At 59.7% G+C, this 16,795-nt stretch carries 14 protein-coding genes and 1 pseudogene; 5 read left to right on the top strand and 10 right to left on the bottom strand.

Annotated elements, in window-relative coordinates:
• Positions 1-35 precede the first annotated feature (35 nt).
• Positions 36-461 (top strand): hypothetical protein, encoded by a 426-nt coding sequence (locus BM144_RS16550; protein ID WP_092954543.1) that lies wholly within the window; start codon positions 36-38, stop codon positions 459-461.
• A 20-nt stretch (positions 462-481) separates the two neighbouring features.
• Positions 482-1,315 (top strand): thymidylate synthase, encoded by an 834-nt coding sequence (locus BM144_RS16545; protein WP_092954540.1) that lies wholly within the window; start codon positions 482-484, stop codon positions 1,313-1,315.
• A 588-nt stretch (positions 1,316-1,903) separates the two neighbouring features.
• On the opposite strand, the gene BM144_RS16540 is transcribed toward BM144_RS16545, so the two are convergent.
• Genes BM144_RS16540 through BM144_RS16515 form a run of 5 tightly spaced genes read right to left on the bottom strand, consistent with a single transcriptional unit; the run spans position 1,904 to position 9,904 of the window.
• A complete protein-coding gene (locus BM144_RS16540; RefSeq protein ID WP_092954537.1) occupies positions 1,904-4,156 on the bottom strand; it encodes a ParB N-terminal domain-containing protein in 2,253 nt (750 codons plus the stop codon).
• Between the two features lie 2 nt (positions 4,157-4,158).
• Complete coding sequence (locus BM144_RS16535; protein WP_092954534.1) at positions 4,159-4,809, bottom strand: GIY-YIG nuclease family protein; 651 nt, start codon at positions 4,807-4,809, stop codon at positions 4,159-4,161.
• Positions 4,806-5,648: a phosphoadenosine phosphosulfate reductase domain-containing protein gene (locus BM144_RS16530; protein WP_092954531.1), complete on the bottom strand. Its 843-nt coding sequence runs from the start codon at positions 5,646-5,648 to the stop codon at positions 4,806-4,808. Before BM144_RS16530 ends, BM144_RS16535 begins: the two co-directional genes overlap by 4 nt.
• A complete protein-coding gene (locus BM144_RS16525) occupies positions 5,641-8,991 on the bottom strand; it encodes an ATP-binding protein (RefSeq protein ID WP_245783697.1) in 3,351 nt (1,116 codons plus the stop codon). Before BM144_RS16525 ends, BM144_RS16530 begins: the two co-directional genes overlap by 8 nt.
• Complete coding sequence (locus tag BM144_RS16515; protein WP_092954525.1) at positions 8,984-9,904, bottom strand: DUF4007 family protein; 921 nt, start codon at positions 9,902-9,904, stop codon at positions 8,984-8,986. The genes BM144_RS16525 and BM144_RS16515 overlap by 8 nt, the downstream gene beginning before the upstream one ends.
• Positions 9,905-10,265: 361 nt before the next feature.
• Between BM144_RS16515 and BM144_RS16510 the strand changes: the two genes are divergently transcribed.
• Positions 10,266-10,631 carry a hypothetical protein gene (locus tag BM144_RS16510; protein WP_092954522.1) on the top strand — a complete coding sequence of 122 codons (366 nt, stop codon included), beginning with the start codon at positions 10,266-10,268 and terminating at the stop codon, positions 10,629-10,631.
• Positions 10,632-11,081: 450 nt separating this feature from the next.
• Positions 11,082-12,812 (top strand): ATP-binding protein, encoded by a 1,731-nt coding sequence (locus BM144_RS16505; protein ID WP_092954519.1) that lies wholly within the window; start codon positions 11,082-11,084, stop codon positions 12,810-12,812.
• Positions 12,813-12,873: 61 nt separating this feature from the next.
• On the opposite strand, the gene BM144_RS16500 is transcribed toward BM144_RS16505, so the two are convergent.
• The 4 genes from BM144_RS16500 to BM144_RS22855 form a co-directional block, all read right to left on the bottom strand.
• Positions 12,874-13,506: a hypothetical protein gene (locus BM144_RS16500; RefSeq protein WP_245783699.1), complete on the bottom strand. Its 633-nt coding sequence runs from the start codon at positions 13,504-13,506 to the stop codon at positions 12,874-12,876.
• Between the two features lie 195 nt (positions 13,507-13,701).
• Complete coding sequence (locus tag BM144_RS16495; protein ID WP_175526052.1) at positions 13,702-14,217, bottom strand: hypothetical protein; 516 nt, start codon at positions 14,215-14,217, stop codon at positions 13,702-13,704.
• Between the two features lie 13 nt (positions 14,218-14,230).
• Positions 14,231-14,836 (bottom strand): hypothetical protein, encoded by a 606-nt coding sequence (locus BM144_RS22860; RefSeq protein WP_139225745.1) that lies wholly within the window; start codon positions 14,834-14,836, stop codon positions 14,231-14,233.
• Positions 14,836-15,225 carry a hypothetical protein gene (locus BM144_RS22855; protein ID WP_139225744.1) on the bottom strand — a complete coding sequence of 130 codons (390 nt, stop codon included), beginning with the start codon at positions 15,223-15,225 and terminating at the stop codon, positions 14,836-14,838. Before BM144_RS22855 ends, BM144_RS22860 begins: the two co-directional genes overlap by 1 nt.
• 218 nt (positions 15,226-15,443) lie before the next feature.
• On the opposite strand from BM144_RS22855, the gene BM144_RS16485 reads away from it, so the two are divergent.
• Positions 15,444-15,755, top strand: coding sequence for a helix-turn-helix domain-containing protein (locus BM144_RS16485; RefSeq protein ID WP_092954509.1), 312 nt, complete (start codon positions 15,444-15,446; stop codon positions 15,753-15,755).
• Between the two features lie 143 nt (positions 15,756-15,898).
• On the opposite strand, the pseudogene BM144_RS16480 reads toward BM144_RS16485, so the two are convergent.
• Positions 15,899-16,564, bottom strand: a pseudogene (locus BM144_RS16480) (thymidylate synthase); the annotation flags it as partial.
• Between the last annotated feature and the right edge of the window lie 231 nt (positions 16,565-16,795).

Raw genomic sequence — 16,795 nt, 5'->3', positions numbered from 1 at the left:
GCCCCCGCAGACTTCTGCGCCACTGGAGCTGCAAAATGGGCACTGAGAACGCTATACCGCTTGAGAAGGAAGGGGCGCGCGAGCAAAACGACAAGCTGATCTTGAGTGCGCTCGAGACGCTCCGTGACCCGACCAAGCGCGCGAAGCTGAAGTTGAAATGCACCGTGCCTGCAGTGTGCAAGCTCACCAAGCTGTCGACCAACACCATAAGGTCGCGGTCGTGGGCAGTTGCCGCGCTGAAGGACATGAAGGCTGCGGCCAAGCGCAAGGCGACTGAGGTTGAGGCTGGAGAGACGGTTCCTCCTGCCGTCAGCCTCGTCGACGCGTTGCGTGGCCGGGTCGCGTTGTTGCTCGAGCAAAACTCGCTACTCTTTGACGAGATACTTCTCCTCCGAGAGCAGGTAAAAGCGAGAGAATTGCGAATCGAAGAATTGCAAGGGAAGCGCCTTGCGGCGATTTGATCGCCCAACCGGAATTTGAAATGAAACAGTACCTTGAACTTTTGACTGATATTCTTGAAAACGGCGTGACCAAAGGTGATCGGACGGGCACCGGGACCACCTCGGTGTTCGGTCGCCAGATTCGGCACAACCTGGCGCATGGCTTCCCGCTCTTGACTACAAAGAAACTCCACTTCAAGAGCATTGCCAACGAGCTGATCTGGTTTTTGAATGGCGACACCAACGTTAAGTGGCTCAAAGAGCATGGCGTCAGCATCTGGAATGAGTGGGCCACGGAGGAAGGTGAACTGGGGCCCGTTTATGGTAAGCAGTGGACTGCTTGGCCTACAAAGGACGGCGGTACCATCAACCAGATTGACTACGTAGTCAACGCTCTAAAAAACAATCCCAACAGCCGGCGCATTCTCTTTCACGGGTGGAACCCTGAGTACCTTCCCGACGAAAAGCTAAGCCCGGTTGATAACGCACGCGCGGGAAAAATGGCGCTGCCCCCATGCCATTTGCTCTACCAGTTCTACGTTGCGAATGGGAGGCTGTCGGCACAACTTTATATCCGGAGCTCGGATAGTTTCTTGGGGCTGCCCTACAACATCGCTTCGCTAGCCCTCTTGACGCATATGCTGGCTCAGCAGTGCGACTTGGTTCCGCATGAAATTATTGTCAGTATTGGCGACCTTCATGCGTATTCGAATCACACGGATCAGATTCAGACGCAGCTGAAGCGTGAAACTCGATCTCTTCCGAAAATGACTATTGTGCGCCGCCCCAATTCCATTTACGGCTACAAATTTGAGGACTTTTTGATCGAAGGGTACGATCCACACCCGTCAATTGCGGCCCCCATCGCCGTTTGATATACGAGTCATTAGTGCGAAAAAATCTTTAAAGTCCTCGCTCGGTTGACCTCGGTGCATTAGAAATTTTGGCAGGTTATTGCCGCGAATTTGCCAATCGGTGCAGCGAAAACATAGGCGGTGTTTGGGGCGAGAAGAAAGTGGGTCCCTGGGCCGATTTCGTATCGTATATGCATCGTATAGGTACGGTACAAATACATTACCAAAAAAGCAATTGGCTGCTGCGTATGCCGGCGCAGAAGGGTGCGCTGGCCCCACCGGCACCCGTCAGCGCGCGCCGGACCATGTTCGTGCTCGCGTTCGCGGTAACGTGGTGCGGCGAGGGCTGCTGCTCGATATTGTCCAGGTGTCATCAAGCATTCTGGTGGACGCAAGCATCCTTTGTCCCTATCGCGCTTCCAAGTTAACTTCGCCGGCCGCTTAGGTGGCTGTTGAACACCGGCAAGAGTTACGCAGAGCAAGCACCTTGCCGCACGACATAGGCAACGTGCCTGGACGGGCAGAAAGCAGATCGGCATGCCTCTTCAGCGCTACGGACGGCTCAGGCATCTAGCCGCTGGCACTTCGCGCGGCACTGGCGACTTCGCCTTACGCAGTAGGCTCGTCGTCGGTCGGCTCTGCGGCTACGACCTCAGGCACCGAGGCAGAAAGCTCGAACAGGGACTTGTCCAGGACCGTCTTCCTGCCGACGACGGCGCTCAGGAACTCTTCGTACATCGTCTTCGACTTCCCGAGCACCTCGGCCTTTACCTCTTTGGTGAGGTCTGCCTCATCAATACGATTCTCCAGACAGTACGCCGCCAGCCTGCGGCGATACAGCGATTGGGCCACGGCGGACCGGGCTCGAGCCCTGTCTTCGTCGATAAGCGCCTTGAGCTCGGGCGCGGCGGGCTTCCACAGCTCAAGAATCAGGTAGCGGTATTTGGGCCACTCCGCCGGCTGCAGCTCGCCTGGAAGGACCACCTCTCGGAACGTTGGACCGCCAGCCTTGAGCTTTACTTCCGGCTCAACCACCAACTCGCCCTCGAAGGCGTGCAGCAGTGCCTTCAACTCGCTGATGGTCTTGGGCTTGAGCAGGCCGTTCACGGCCTCGACGTACTCATCGAGCAGCTCGGCGGTCGAATGCTGAACGCCGCCGAAGGCGATCTGGATAGCCTCGGCGTACGTACACACCACGGCCGTCTGGAACGCGACCGTGGAGAACACATCGCTGAAGAGGCGGTCGATGGCATCGCGCACCGGCTTCGCCACGGCACCATCGGTGATGACCTGCTTTTTGGCGCCGCTCGACATGGCGTCCAGCATGAAGAGCGCACGAGTCGCCTTCATGGACTCAACGGTAGTCTTTCGGCTAGCCAGTACACCATTGACCCGGTTCAGCGTCTCGCGAATTTCGGGGGTCGTCCAGTTGGGCTCCTTGTCTTGGACTCGGCGGTTGAGCCCCTCGCGGAAATCGTCGAACGTACGAGAGGTGGCTTGGCCATCGAATAGCATCTTCTCGAGTTCGGCATCGCGGCGGCTTTCGAGCGCCTCCTTCAGGTTAATCGTGGCTCGCGCAAACGCGGCGTACGGGTGAACCTTGCCGAAGACACGGTCGACAATCGGAACGTACAACTCAGTCCACTTCCTACGGAAGACTTCGGCTATCTCATCGGAGTAGTTGGTGCGGGTGTTGACCGTACGCTGGTCCGAGGTCAGTTCGTCCTTCAGCCCCAGGCGGTCGTAGGCGTCATCCAAACGCTTGCGAGGGGCACCGACTTTCCCGCGGGCCTCGATGCCACGTGCATGGCCGAGCATCAGCAACTGCTCCGTAACGTGGTAGAGATGGCTGACCCCGCTGAATGCCGCATCGCTGACGATCTTGACGCGGTCGCCCTCTTGGTCAAGCTCCACGTTCCAGATACGCAGGCCGGTGTCATCTTTGGCATCTAGTGCCTTGATGTACGACAGCGTCGTCCGCAGACACTCGGCAACGATGTCCTGGTCGTTGAGAAGCTTGTTGCGCGAGTCGGAGACCTTCTTCGCTGTCTTGTTCAAGGTGAGGAACACACGTCGGGCCGCTCGCACCACGTCGATGTCCTGCGCCAATGACCCGTCGAGTTGCGGGAACGCGCAGATGAGGACCGGCAGCTGCAGCTCGCTCAGGTTGTAGGTACGGATTTCCTTTTCCGGCCAGACTTTGTAATAGCCCTCGTAAGGACTGCGGCGAGCGTCCGACCAGCCGCCAGTGAGGTTTCGGTACAGGGCGAGCAACGCCATGGCCCGGTGCTGCCCGTCGACAATTGCCAGCGTGCAGTTGTCGCGTGCCAGGCTAAGGCGCGCACCTTCGGCGAGCGGTGCGTCATTGCGATAGTGCTGGAAGAACTCGAACTGCTCCTCGCCTACAAAGCCTGCCGTGATACGGTCATCTTTGATGCCTTTGTGTTCCGGTGAGTCGACCCGCGTGCGGTCCACCTTACGGTAGTTGGCGTCAGGGACCCGACTGTTCGGCTTTAGAGGGAGCGCCACTGCGACGATGGGCGGGAAGAGCTTGATAAGCCCCGAGGTCGAGGTGTCAAGCAGATATGGGATCAATTCGAGCGATACCCGCGCGTCGTCGATGTCGCGCTGCATGATTTCGTCGAAGCCGAGCTGCTTCAGATCGAAGACTTCGCGCACTGGAGCCAGCATGCTGAGCAACTGCGCTTGGCCCTGCTTTTCCGACAGGGTGACGTGAGTGAGGAGATAGCGCACCTCGACCCCGGCCGACTTCCCGTCTTCTGTACTGACGCGGAAGGTGCCGATGGTTCCATTGAGGTGTACGTCGAGCGCGCTTTTGCCTCCGCTAATCAAGGTGGCCATGGTCAATTCCTTCCGAAGATGGGGTAGTTAATTCGATTGAGAATGTTCTCGAGGTCGTTGTGCTCGCCGGTGTCAACGTCAACCTCGGCGATGTGAACGAACAAGTTGGTGGGATCGAAGTTGCGCGCGACCACCTGGTTCGCGAAGCCAGCCTCCGCGGCATCGTCAATGGATGCGATCCCCTGTAGGTCTCGCAGCTCAACGATCTTGTTGCGGTGTTGCTTGAGCCTACTGCGTAGGTTGATCGCCATGCCGATGTAAAGCGGCGCGGTGAACCAGGGGGCTGCTGACTTCAGCACTTCGGAGACTGTGCGGAACCGCTCCGGGTTTGAAGCCAGACGACCAATGAGCGAGTCCGACTTGCTAGGCTCATGAAGCACTTCGCCGCTGAACTTAGGTTTAAGCTGACCGCGTAGCGCAACCTGGTATGGCGTCTCACGGTACGGGCTGAAAATGAAACGGTCCAGCGCTTCCTCAACCTCTATGCGTGCTTTGGCTTCGCTCTCTTGACGCGCCATTTGTACACGCTTGACGATGTCGTCAATGTCAGCTTTAGAGATGACAAGGCGGGAGTACCACGCATACACGCCAGGCGTTTCAGGTGCGAGGTCAATCTCTGACCAAGTCAGGGCGCGCCCTGCTGGCACCTTCATTTGTGGCAGACAAGGCAGGCACCGCCGCCCTCATCTTCTAGGTACAAGTCGTCGATGTCGACTGGCTCTATGGGAATCACGCGTAGTGGGTTGGGCTTGCGACGGGCAAGCTCTCGCTGCTTCCTGGCCTCGAAATCCGTCATGATTTCGGCGACGCGCTCAGGTCGCTCAAGGTCGGCCAGCGGTTCACCTTGACTCCAAGTAAACGGTGAGCCGTGCTCAAGCGCATTTTTCTCATAGGCCTTAGCAGCCTCAAACGCCTCAGGGTGGTTCTCTTTCAAGCGAACCCATTCAACCTTCTGCTGGAAGAAGCAGAAGGTACATCCCGAGCGCGACCGCCAGTCGTAATACTTGGGCAACCCCAGGCCCGAACCTTCCAGAAGCTCGAACACACCTGGTTTGTCGATGCCGTGTTCGCGGAACGGCATCCGCACGATGAGGTTATCGTGTTGGGCGACCATGCCTTCACGGTGCTCCTCGTCCGCACGAATCGCCACGTAGCTGTAGACCTTGTCACCAGCGTCCAGCGACGGCTTGATCCACTGCTTGAACGGCTCCAGTTTGAGTTTGCGCGTGCACCAGCGGGTTTTGGGCGACGGCAGGTAATTGTTGTAGGTCCTCAACCAAAAGTCGAAGTCGCGGTGCGGATTCAGGAAATGAATCTTGCGACCAACAAACCCTTCCAACTTGCCCAGAAACTCATAGACCTCAGGCAGCTCCTTGCCGGTGTCCGTGAAGAAGTATTCCAGGGGAATCTCTGGATGATGCAAGCTCATGTAGACCGCGAGCGCGGCGCTGTCCTTACCACCAGACAGGCCCAACACATGACGTTCAGCCATTCCTGTTTCCTTTGCCCTGTTGCTTGACCATCATGGCTCCCGCCTCTGCGAGGGCCGCCAGGATGACCTCCTTGCTTTCTCCCTGGGCTTCAGCCAGGAACTGCTTGACCAGTCGGTCAACCGCAGGCGTATCCGTGTCTGAGATGTCCACGAAACCGGTAGCGTCCTGGCCATGACTCGCGCCGAAGACAACACCGATCACACGACGGGTTGACGGTCGGCCACGCAGGGGCGCCATGGTCTCTGCCTTGCGGAACTCCACTGCCCACTCTGCGAGCTTCGCCATCGCGGCGTCGATGTCCCGGTCCACCCACGCAGCCTGCGGCTTGTCGATTGCCAAGCTGATGAGGGACTCGACATTCTCGTCAGCCTGGTCGTACGTCTCCAAACGCGTTGCAAAGGCATCGAGTTTGAAGTCGCCGGTCATCCCCTTCACGGTGCCTGCTCGCTTACGTAGCTCCTCCAGCGGTCGTGTCCCATGGTCGAGCGCGTCGAGCAGATGGCCTTGCACGTTCGCCAGCATGACGTGATACGCACCCGAAAGCTCATCGGTGACTGCTTGCAGCCGAGCGTTCAGCGTGGCCGGGTCCTGGGCTTCCAGCAAAGTTGGCAGGTCCGAAAACAATACTCGCAAAGGATCGCTGGCCTTCAACAGCATCGCTCGCACTTGCTGTGCTCTTGACGACACGGTGGTGGTCCGCTTCGTCCAACCGGGGAGTCCGACAACGAGTCCGACCAGGCCACGCGCCACATCAAGTGGTGCCGCGCCAACCTCCGCGTTCGACCTGTCTGATACGGTCTTAGCCAGCGCGTTAACCAGCTTGGCCTTGTCCCTCGATGCCTCCACATGCTGGAAGCGGATGCGGCTGGGGTCCAGAGTCCACTCGTCGACCACCGCGTCCGTCAAATCCGGCGTGAAGATGCCGTTGACATACAGGGCCAGTGAGGATCGGTTGGCCAGATAGAACGCAAGCGAGAGCACAGGCATGACGCCTGCTCGGACCCCAAACGGTGGCTGGCTCCAAGCAGCGTAAAGGTCTTTCAGCGTGACCGATTTACCATCTGTGAGGAACTCACCTTTGGTCCGCCACCAGAAGGTTTCGTAGGACCTTCCACGGGTGTTTAAGTTCGGATCGCCAAAGTCCGCTTCACCTTCATCGCGAACACGATGCAGACCGGGGTCGCTCAACACGGTGTAATACAACCCCGCGTCTGCCGGGAACCCTTCGTAGCCGAGCTTGGGCAAATGCGCATGGGTGACCATGCGGTTCATTAAATCCTTGCGTGCCTTGACAGAGTTGCTTGACGGGTCTTCGCGATTGATGAGTTCGCTGAAGATGAACGGGGCCTTGTCGTAGACCTGCTCGACGATGTCTGAGGCAATGATGGACAGAGCAGTGCCGCCCTTGGCCTCAATTGCTTCGCCTTGGCTGTACCACTTTGAAAGTTCGAAAGCGTCTGCCAGCTCCTCTTCGAGCGAACCCCGTACCGCCTCGATCCGACCGACCACTTCACGGCGTGCGACCGAGTCTCCATGCAGCTCCGGCCGGGTATTCATCACTCGCTGGGACGCTGCCAACTCGAGGCTCAGTTCGATGATGCGCTCGGCGTTCCTCGGAGTACCAAGCAGTAGCGTCCCTACCCCAGCGGATGCGCTCGCGTGGCGCACACGATGCTCTGCGGAGCGGACGGTTTGTCCTGGAGGCGGCAGGCAGAGAAGGAACGCACCTGCGCTCGCGCCTTTGAGGTCGAACTTCTCAACGACGGTCTCAATATCGCCTATCCGGACGATTCCGCGAGTGAACCACCGCATGGTTCCAGTCTTCTGGTAATGACGCTTGGCCAAAACTGGTTGAAGGTCACTCAGCGTAGAGATATGGCCGAGGTCAGGCTCACCGATTTCGCCGCGGGCGACATTGATGGCGCCCTCGATGTCGAAGTCCGATCCCGCGTAGATGCCCCATGCCCCTAGGTGCTTGCGTTCGATGAGCACCTTCCAGTCCGCGAGCTCCTCGAGTGCTTTGCAAATCTGGTCTTCATCCACGCCCGGGGTGGATACGGCAAGGACAGGCCCCTCCGCTACGAGACCTGATCCGTTGCGGAACATCTCGATAAGTGCGATGGTCTTCGTCAGCTTGACATGGATGTCCGTGCCCTTGGCTTCGGCGCGCTCGACAGCATCGCAGCAGAGCGCCCAGCGATGGCCGTCTGGCGAAGCGATGATTGCCGGCTCGAGGTTGGCTCGCAGGTAGTCCCAGTAGGCCGCTGGGCCGTACATCGTGAACCACTGCGCCTCATAGCCGTTGAGGAACTCGACGAACCCCAAGGGTTCACGCGAGGCCAAGAACCCGAACGTGCTACGTTCGTTCTGCCCAAAGCGACGCCTCGAGATGGGCCCCAGCAGAGCCGCAGTGACCGGATGGAGCGGCCAGCATGCGCGTAGAGAATCGGCGAGCGTCGCGGGCGTACCAGGGCGACGGGTGCGGATTGCCGCCGCGATCTTCTCTGCAAGATGCGCCGCTTCCACCGGCAGCGTCGAGTCCTCGACGTTGATGGCCTTGCCCACCAGCTCGATGACCTCGTCCGCGGCCGCAACTAACGGGATGTCGACGAAACGTCCCTGAACTTTGGCCCACTCATCGCGAGACTGGCGCCCTAGTCGCGAAGCGTAAGCCTCGAAGGCTTGGTGAAGGATGCCAACGATAACCAGCTTGCCGGAGCAGCGGCTTGCCGCCTCGGCAAGCTCCTGGAAGAAGTAAATGTCGCCACCGTCCTGTGCAGACGCCTCAAGCAACTTGCCCAGTTCGTCGATTACGACCAGCACCCCCTGCGGATGACGCTCTGCAGCTTCAACCAGTTCACCAACAACGTCAGGCTGCTTCTTGCGGTTCGGCAGCAGTCCTTGAGCCTTCGCGAGCGCGGCACCAAGTTCCTGAACTACATCAGCTCGCTTGCCCACCACGGGGACGACAAGCCAACCGTCACCCTTGGCTTCGAACGCCTTGTGGACAAGGCTGCCTTCGGGAATGTCCAGCAGTTGTCGTGCCTTCGCACGCACTTTCGTCTGCGCACCCACCAGCGAGCAAAGCATCAGGGCAAGAGATGATTTACCTCCACCGTATGGGCCGGTCCAGGTGAAGGCACGTTGCCGAGTCTCGCTGATCTGCCGAGCCATACTCTCAAGTAAGGAACTCGCGGTGCCTTGGCAGATATAGCCCGACAGGGCGTCATCGCGCCCCACGTCGGTGTCAATACGGACCGAGCGCAGAAATTGCCGGGAAATGGTAACAACATCCGACAGCATGCGCTTCTCAGCGCCGGACGAACGGGTGGGCTTACGCATAGGCGCTTTCCAGTAGCTTGTACTTGTAGTCGCCCAGGCTATTCAGCGCAGACTCCCGCCGCGTCACTTGCCGGATGCCGGCCTGCTCAGTCCATTGAATCTGTCCGCGTGTCAGGTCTTCCAATGCCATCAGCCTGTCGGCAACGGCGTTCTCATCGAGCTTGAATACGCGACCGGGTGATCCATAGTCGTAGGCCACGCGGTCGAACGCCATGACCGACCCGGCGTGAGGCATGCGCTCCCAGTAGTCGAGCAGTGCGTACGCGAACACCCCGTCAGGCAACGAGCGCTTCGATCCGCGCCGAAACTCGAAGGCACCCTTGGCGTTTTGCTGAATGAGGCCGAGTTCGCCGAGCAGCGGCTCGCTCATCTCTTCAGGCGAGTCGCCACCAAGGCGGGGGACGTAGCTGCGAATGCAGCATTCAACGTCCCGCTTGAGCGTGGCCATTGAGATGCGCAGCTTGTGTTCGGCAACTAATCCTGACAGCGACGCCACGATGAAATCGCGGTCGAACACTTGATGAGCAACATGGTTAAAGAGGAACCACCAAGTAGTGGTCTTCTCATGCGTGCTTGCGGCCTGCCAATGCATCAACCACGTCGTGGCCGTGCGTTCACAGTATTCGTCTAAGCCGTTCTTACTGTTGAAAAGGAGATTGCCGAGGCGTGTTGGGCTATATCCACCGTCGTCTTCGATGATCCCGCAGGCGGTTGCCCAAAACCTGATGGACATAGCCATGTTTTTACCGACGCCGAAGCGCACGATGGCTTCTTCATCAGCGAAGACCGAACGGGGAGCGGGCTCGTCAAACTGAGTGACGGCGTCGTACGCCTTGCGGAGCCAAAGCTGACGCAAGGGAAAAGTTTCATGCCCCGAAAACTGTGGAGGGGCCTCTGACGGTAGCTGAATCATTGCAGGTAGTGTAACTGGACGACTTCGCCAGTCCGGCCCGGTCGGTGCCGGCCGGCCACGCCTACGTTCCGCCGCGCTCGGTGCGCACTGACTATCAGACCCGCCCTGTCGATGTTGTATCGTCTGTACAAAATCACAGTGTGCGGCTTTGCGACTGTTTTTGCAACAGCAACTCGCGCTCGGGCCACAGACCTTGTTGGCGCGGCACTTCCCCCTTGACGCGCTCTTCCACCTTCCGTACAGTACGTTCCGCTAACCGGGTTGCTCTACCGTAGGGTGGGGTAGCAGAAACAGGTAAGCAATCAGTCGAGTAAGGCGTGGCTGCACCCACTAGGGGCGGTTGTGCACACAAAGGCGAACCATGACCATCTCCTTGTCTGAGGCGCAATCGCGCGCCATCGCGTCCTTTCAGGTGCTTCTCTCGAAGCACCAGCCTGAATCCTCCCCGTACCGAATTGCTGAGCGTGCTTTGGACCTCGTGTTCAACGGCAGGTCCGTGCTCGACGACTTCGACGCCCAAGAGCTGTTGACGGAAGCCGAACAGCTCATTGCGAAGCAGGTGCAAGCGAGACTCCTGGTACAGCGTCCCACCCCCGATTCCGAGCCAGCGCAGCCCATCGCGCGTGGCTTGCGTCGTATGGTGTGGAGCGGCCGGGTGCGTGCCTCCATGCACATCGAGCTGTGGCTGACCGAGCATCGCGGGGGTGGCCATGCCTTCGCATGCTGAACTCGAGTTCGGGGATCACGCGCGATTCGCTTTCATCGCAACGCCTGGGGTGCTGCGCGCCCTGATCGTTCCGGGCTGGCCAGGCGCCTACACGCTGCTTCAGATGGGACTGCCCATCTATGTCGGCAGGTCGGACCACTGCCTCCAAACCAGGTTGGCCGGGCATCCCCTCCTGCCATTGGCGACCCATGTTGCGTGGCACGCATGTGCGACCCCGCTGCAGGCCTATCGACTCGAGGCAGCGTGGTTTCACGCGCTGCATGCAGCCCCAAGCCTCATCAACAAAATCCATCCCGCTCGACCAGCTGGAGCGGAACTGAATTGCCCCTTTTGCAGCACGAGGGACGATCTGGCCTGGGCGCACTTGATGCGTCCGCGCCCAGAAGATAGTGCTGTGCCCATGGTGGCCGCCGAACAAATTTGACGGCCGCAAAAACAGAGGAAATACACATGAACGCCAAGACACAAAAGATTGACATCGAAATCCCGATGATCCAAACCGGACAGGCCCTGCTGTCCCTGCGCGACTCCGGTCACAGCCTGCCTACGGCTTTGGGCGAGGTCATCGACAACAGCATCGAGGCAAGCGCGAACAACATCGCCGTTTTGCTGGAGCAAAGCGAGGAGCGCGGAAAAAAGCGTGTTCACCGCATTGCGATCAGCGATGACGGCGCTGGCATGCCAGCGGCCATCCTGCACCGCTACTTGGTGCTGGGTTACTCGTCTCGCTACATGCGGTCGGACACCATCGGCAAGTACGGTGTTGGCGCGAAGCTGGCCGCGCTGAACTTCGGGCGTCGCATCGACGTCTGGAGTCGCGACACAGCGGGCGCTGACTGGCTGCACGTCCATTTTGACCTCGATGAGGCGCTCAAGGAAGAAGCCGCCGGTAAGTCAGTGGTGCTCAGCGCGCCGGCGCCCGCAGAGCCGCCTGCCGACCTCAAGCTCGAGTTTCCCAATGAGACCGGCACTGTGGTGCTCTGGTCTCGCGTGGACAGGCTCGAAGAGGGCCGCGCTGCGCGCGATTTCAACGAACTCCGGCAGGAGCTTGAGAAGGAGCTGTCGCGCATCTTCCGGCACTTCCTCGATGGAGGCATCAAGATTTCGATCAATGGGCAGGGCCTTGTGCCGCACGATCCCCTAATGCTGTTGGAACGAACCTGGGCCGACGTGCAACTCAACAAGGAGTACAAGCGGGACGACCTCAAGAGAGGCGCGCTGCACCATTACCGCGCAACAACCATCGGCGAAGATTTGGTGAAGGTCGGAGAACATACCGCGCGCCTGCGGGTGACCCTGTACCCAAAAGAAGTGTTGCGTAGCCGAGGAAAGGGTGGCGACGCACTGGCGAGGACTTTGCGTGTTCCAGAGAACGAGGGGGCACTCAGCTTCGTTCGCAAAAACCGCGAGGTCGCCTATTCGAACGTGCCGCGCATCTTGCCTGGCGGCGTGAAGGACACGGACCGCTTCATCGGCATCGAGGTCTCGTTCGACCCGGAGTTGGATGACTACTTTGGCATCCGGAACGTCAAACGAGGGGTCGAGCCGCACGGCGAACTGCGCGAGAAGCTGCGCGAGTTGCTTAAGAAGCACATCCCGACCGCTCGCAAGCTGATTGACGACGTGTGGGGCGAGGCATCTCGACAACAGCACGAGGCCTCGGGGGAGCACGGTGCGATCCTGGATGCCGTGAAGGGCGTCGATGCGACCATGCCGAAGCCGAGAGCGGAGCCGCAGCCCGGCACACCCGGGCCTGAGGATGCACTCAAGGAGCTGGCGGAAGACGCCGGCTTCACAAAGCCGGAGGAGCAACAGAAGTACGTCGAAGACAAGCGCAAGCTGCCATTCGTCATCGAGTCGGTGAGCTTCCCCGGCAACGTCTTCTTGAGCACCACGCACGTCGCCGACCAGGTCATCATCCGCCTGAACACACGTCACCCCTTCTACCGAGAGATGTGGGAGCCCTTGAAGGCCATTTCTCAGCGAGACCCGGGAACTGTTTCCGGCGACGAGGCGGTCAAGGCAGCACGTCGGAGCATCGAGGCAATGTCGCTCTTGCTCGTCGCATATGGAAAGGCGGAGTCCATGCATCCGAATCCGGTCGATCAGTATCAAGACCTGACCCAGTTCTGGGGCCAGTTCCTCGGGACGCTGCTGAATAAGGTCAAGGACGTTCTGTGATCCGGCCGGCGCGGCCTTTTGGGATCGCGCCGGTGAAACGGTAGGCGGCAATCCGGCAACGCTAGGACATGCGGTGCGGATTGTCGCTGGCGACACCCGGCATTACCTTCGCCGTGGCATCCGCCCACGTCGCCAGTCTTGATAGCCGTTGGTCCACCACTTTGCGCGTCTGCGGCCCGAACAAGAACCGATGTGCCACCACGCCTTCGAGATGCTGGAGTACATCTTCCCTGTCGTCGATGAAGTGTGTGATTCCCAGCTCGCGGCAGTGGTCGGCTTTCTGCGGACGCTCCCTACAGAAGCGAATGTTGCCCGGTTGGATGCCGGTACGCTCATAGAACTTGTGGTGGGCCAACCAACGGATTGTTCTCTCCTGGACCCGTCGCCCGGCCTTGGATACCAGCCATACCTCTCCCTGAAACCGCTTCACAAGTACAGGAACATGCTCAAACATGCCTGGGTAGGCTGGGGTGGCAAGCGCGTCGGTCATGGAGCCTCCGATGAAAGATGTGTCCTCGGTCCCTGGTTGCTCAGACGCAATCAGTACGCGGCCCACGTCGAGTCCGAGCCGCGGAATGATGTCGTTCACATGCATGCTGTAGCCAACCCTAAGTCCCGTGTGGATCGCCTCGGGCGCTCCATTGGTTGTGTACTGGGACGATTGCAGGCTGAATCGTGCAGCCGGCAGGGGCATCTTCACGGCAGGCTAAAACAAAGTCCTGCGCGCTGGCCTGGCACCGGAAGCACCGCTGATACACCACAAGGCTCGCAGCGGGCGACTCGCCGCTGGCAGCGCTGTCGCGGTTCGCCTCATCTGCCCAACTCTGGGCCTGCGCCTTGGTCACGCCGGCATGCCCCCATCCGCAACGCACGCACTTGAGTTCAATCATTAGACAGCCCCTCCATCGACGGCTTCGGCCCCATGTACGGCCATGAATCTAGCGCGCAGCGCCAGGGCGTCGGCCAAGGCGTGGTGACGACGAAGTCCGCGAGTCCTTTCCAGCTCCATCCAACATGCATCTGCTGCGCGAATGCCGGCCTCATCTTCGATCAGGTAGCTCACTGGACAGGCGTCGTACCGGATTTCCATCAATGGATCGGCCTGCTGCAGTAGGTTTTCCAGGGCCATACGATCCACATGCCAGTCATAGCAGACTTCCAGGGCTTGGCCCTCAAACTGATGCAGCCACGCGACGAGGGCAATGCCCATGTGTGTCGAGGTGAGTGCCTTCGCACTCCCGCTGCGAAGCTGCGGTAGGACGAACCCCGCAACGAAGTCGTTGGGCCGCTCGCAGGGCATCTCGACGTTCTCAACGTAGAACTCCTGACCGTCTATGGGGCCGCACAGTCCCAGGCTGAAGATGTGCGCGCTGCCGTCCGCCAGCATCATGAACTCGCTGTCCAAGAAGATGTACGTGCTAAGCGCCGGCATTGAGAATGATTTGCTCAAGCCGAGCTGTGACCAGCGAGCGGGCACCGGGTTGCGTGACAAGGGCAATGGGGCGCGCACCGAGCCCTATGTCAGGCTGCCTCAACCATTCCACGAGCCACGGGCCGCCGTAGTCGAATGTGCGTCGCCCAGCAAGGCGCCGTGCCAATTCCTTGAACTCAAGCGTGACAATGAAATCATGGACAAGCCTTAGCTCTGCGTACTCCGACTCAATAAAAGCCTGCGCCTGAAGCGCGATGTGGTTCTCCTGTTTGGGCGCTGCGTTCAGTTTCTCGATGGCTTCGTCGACGACCGTTTTCACTGGCCCAACCTGTCGTACTACAGGCGGCGCTGCGTGTAACATGAGGTCTAGCGCAAGCACAGAAGAAACTCTACAGAGCGCGCCGACAGAAGCGATCCTCGAACCAGCGAGAAGCTGTTCAACCATCGAGAGCTTGACGTTCGCGTACCGCGAAAGCTGCCATTCGCCCCAGCCGGAACGTTCCAGCGCATCGCTAAGACGAGCAGCTGTTTGAAGCTCATTCATGGTTTTCAGGTGCCACGTCAATTGGCGACTGCACTTCAGTGCAAGCATCAGATGTCAAAGTGGCGGTACCAGTTGACGTGTAGGACCTTGCGACGGCGCGTGACATCGCAAGGCTCAACTTCGGGCGAGTCGAAGCAATACTCGCCGCGGCTCGCTACTGTGTAGACCAAGACCTCTGTGCCGTTGTGCTCGCCGCGCTCGACCATGTCTACTTTGAAGCGAGACCACTGTCCGGCAGCAGACCATCTCGGCGGGGCCATCACGAGCAAATGGGCCAGCTGAGGATTGGGTGCGGTCCTCAGGTGCAGGATAAGCTCTTTGATGGACTGTGCACAAGCAGTGACCCATGCCCCTGCACCGTCATCATGCGTGAGGTAGGTGAGGCTGAACCAAGGCAAATGAGTTCGCTGAGCCGCTTTGTGAAGAAGTTCGGACATTCCAGGCGAATTTGCCTGATGTGCGTGGATGAACTCAGGCGAACGAGCTGTCGTTGGCATGAAGGTCCGCGGTACCCGCGTCTGTATAGCTCCAGCAGCGCCATCCCTGTACGTGATGGCGTGAGGAGTTGTTGTCTAATTGATAAATGCACACTATAGAGGATTTATTGCGTTTTGCGTCTTAGGAAGACTCGAAGCCTCTCTACAGCTTCGGGTACATGGCTTCTTCAGCAGATTGGGATACGGTCGTTGGGCTAACCATTGCGGTTAAGCGCCGTTCCTTGAACATGACCCAGGAAGCTTTGGCGAGCGCGGCGCTCGTGCATCGGAACTACCTTGCCGACGTGGAGCGGGGACTGAAGAGTCCAACGGTGAGAATTCTGTACAACCTAGCAGTGGGCCTGCAGACGACGCCCGACAAACTGCTCAAGCAGGCATTGAGCTACCTAGATGACGAGGCGAAAAGGCTGGCTGCAGTGGCGCTGCTGCCAGAGCGCAAGCCGGGGCGGCCACCGAAACAGGTGGAGTAGGCCCGCTGTGGACGGGGGGGCTGCTTGAGGTGCTGAGCTGGGCTCAGTCAGGCGCGAGCAGATGGCGGAAATCGAGAAAAGTGCAGCGTTAAATCAACTTAAGTTGTTGATTTTTAATGAATCTGCACGTTTTTTGGTTCCACAAACACGTGGCAGTCGCCGCCGGTCCAGATGAAGTCGCCCACGTCGAGGTCGCACTGCTGCGCCACCATGTGCGTGAGCAGCGCGTAGCTGGCGATGTTGAAGGGCACGCCCAGGAAGATGTCGGCACTGCGCTGGTAGAGCTGGCACGAGAGCTTGCCGCGGCCCCCGGGCTCCTGCGCGGGTGCGACGTAGAACTGGAACAGCGCATGGCAGGGCATGAGCGCCATCTGGTCGAGCTCGGCCACGTTCCAGGCGCTCACGAGGATGCGGCGCGAATCCGGGTTGCGGCGCAGGGTCTCGACCACCTGCGCGATCTGGTCGATGTGCCCGCCATCCGCGGTGGGCCAGTTGCGCCACTGCACGCCGTACACGGGGCCCAGGTCGCCGTCCTCGCGCGCCCATTCGTCCCAGATGGTGCAGCCGCGCTCCTGCAGCCAGCGCACGTTGCGGTCGCCGCGCAGGAACCACAGCAGTTCCAGGATGATGGATTTCAGGTGGACCTTCTTGGTGGTCACCAGCGGGAAGCCTTCGTTCAGGTCGAACCGCATCTGGTGCCCGAAGACGCTGCGGGTGCCGGTGCCCGTGCGGTCGCCCTTGGCTACGCCGTGCGTGGCCACGTGGCGCATGAAGTCTTCGTACTGGTGGCGGATGGGGCGGTCGGTCATGGCGTTCCGGAGGGGCTGCTAGGCGGCTGCCGGATGGCAGCGCCGGGCGAAAGGGCAGCCCGCGATTCTAGGCCGGGCGTGCGGCGCCTGCGCACGGGCTTCGGTGCGCCCCGGCCGCCGCGGGGGCCATGGCGCAGGATTTGAAGCGAAATATGCTCCATGCCGCCGGATCCATTGAATAGTTTGCTATCTTTAATATAGCAATCGGCGTGGCGGCATTGGAGCGCCGCG

Origin of the sequence: Paracidovorax konjaci, from assembly GCF_900112675.1 — a bacterium.
Lineage (GTDB): Bacteria > Pseudomonadota > Gammaproteobacteria > Burkholderiales > Burkholderiaceae_C > Paracidovorax > Paracidovorax konjaci.
The sequence above is the reverse complement of the archived record's forward strand: the minus strand, read 5'-3'. Positions and strand labels throughout refer to the sequence as shown.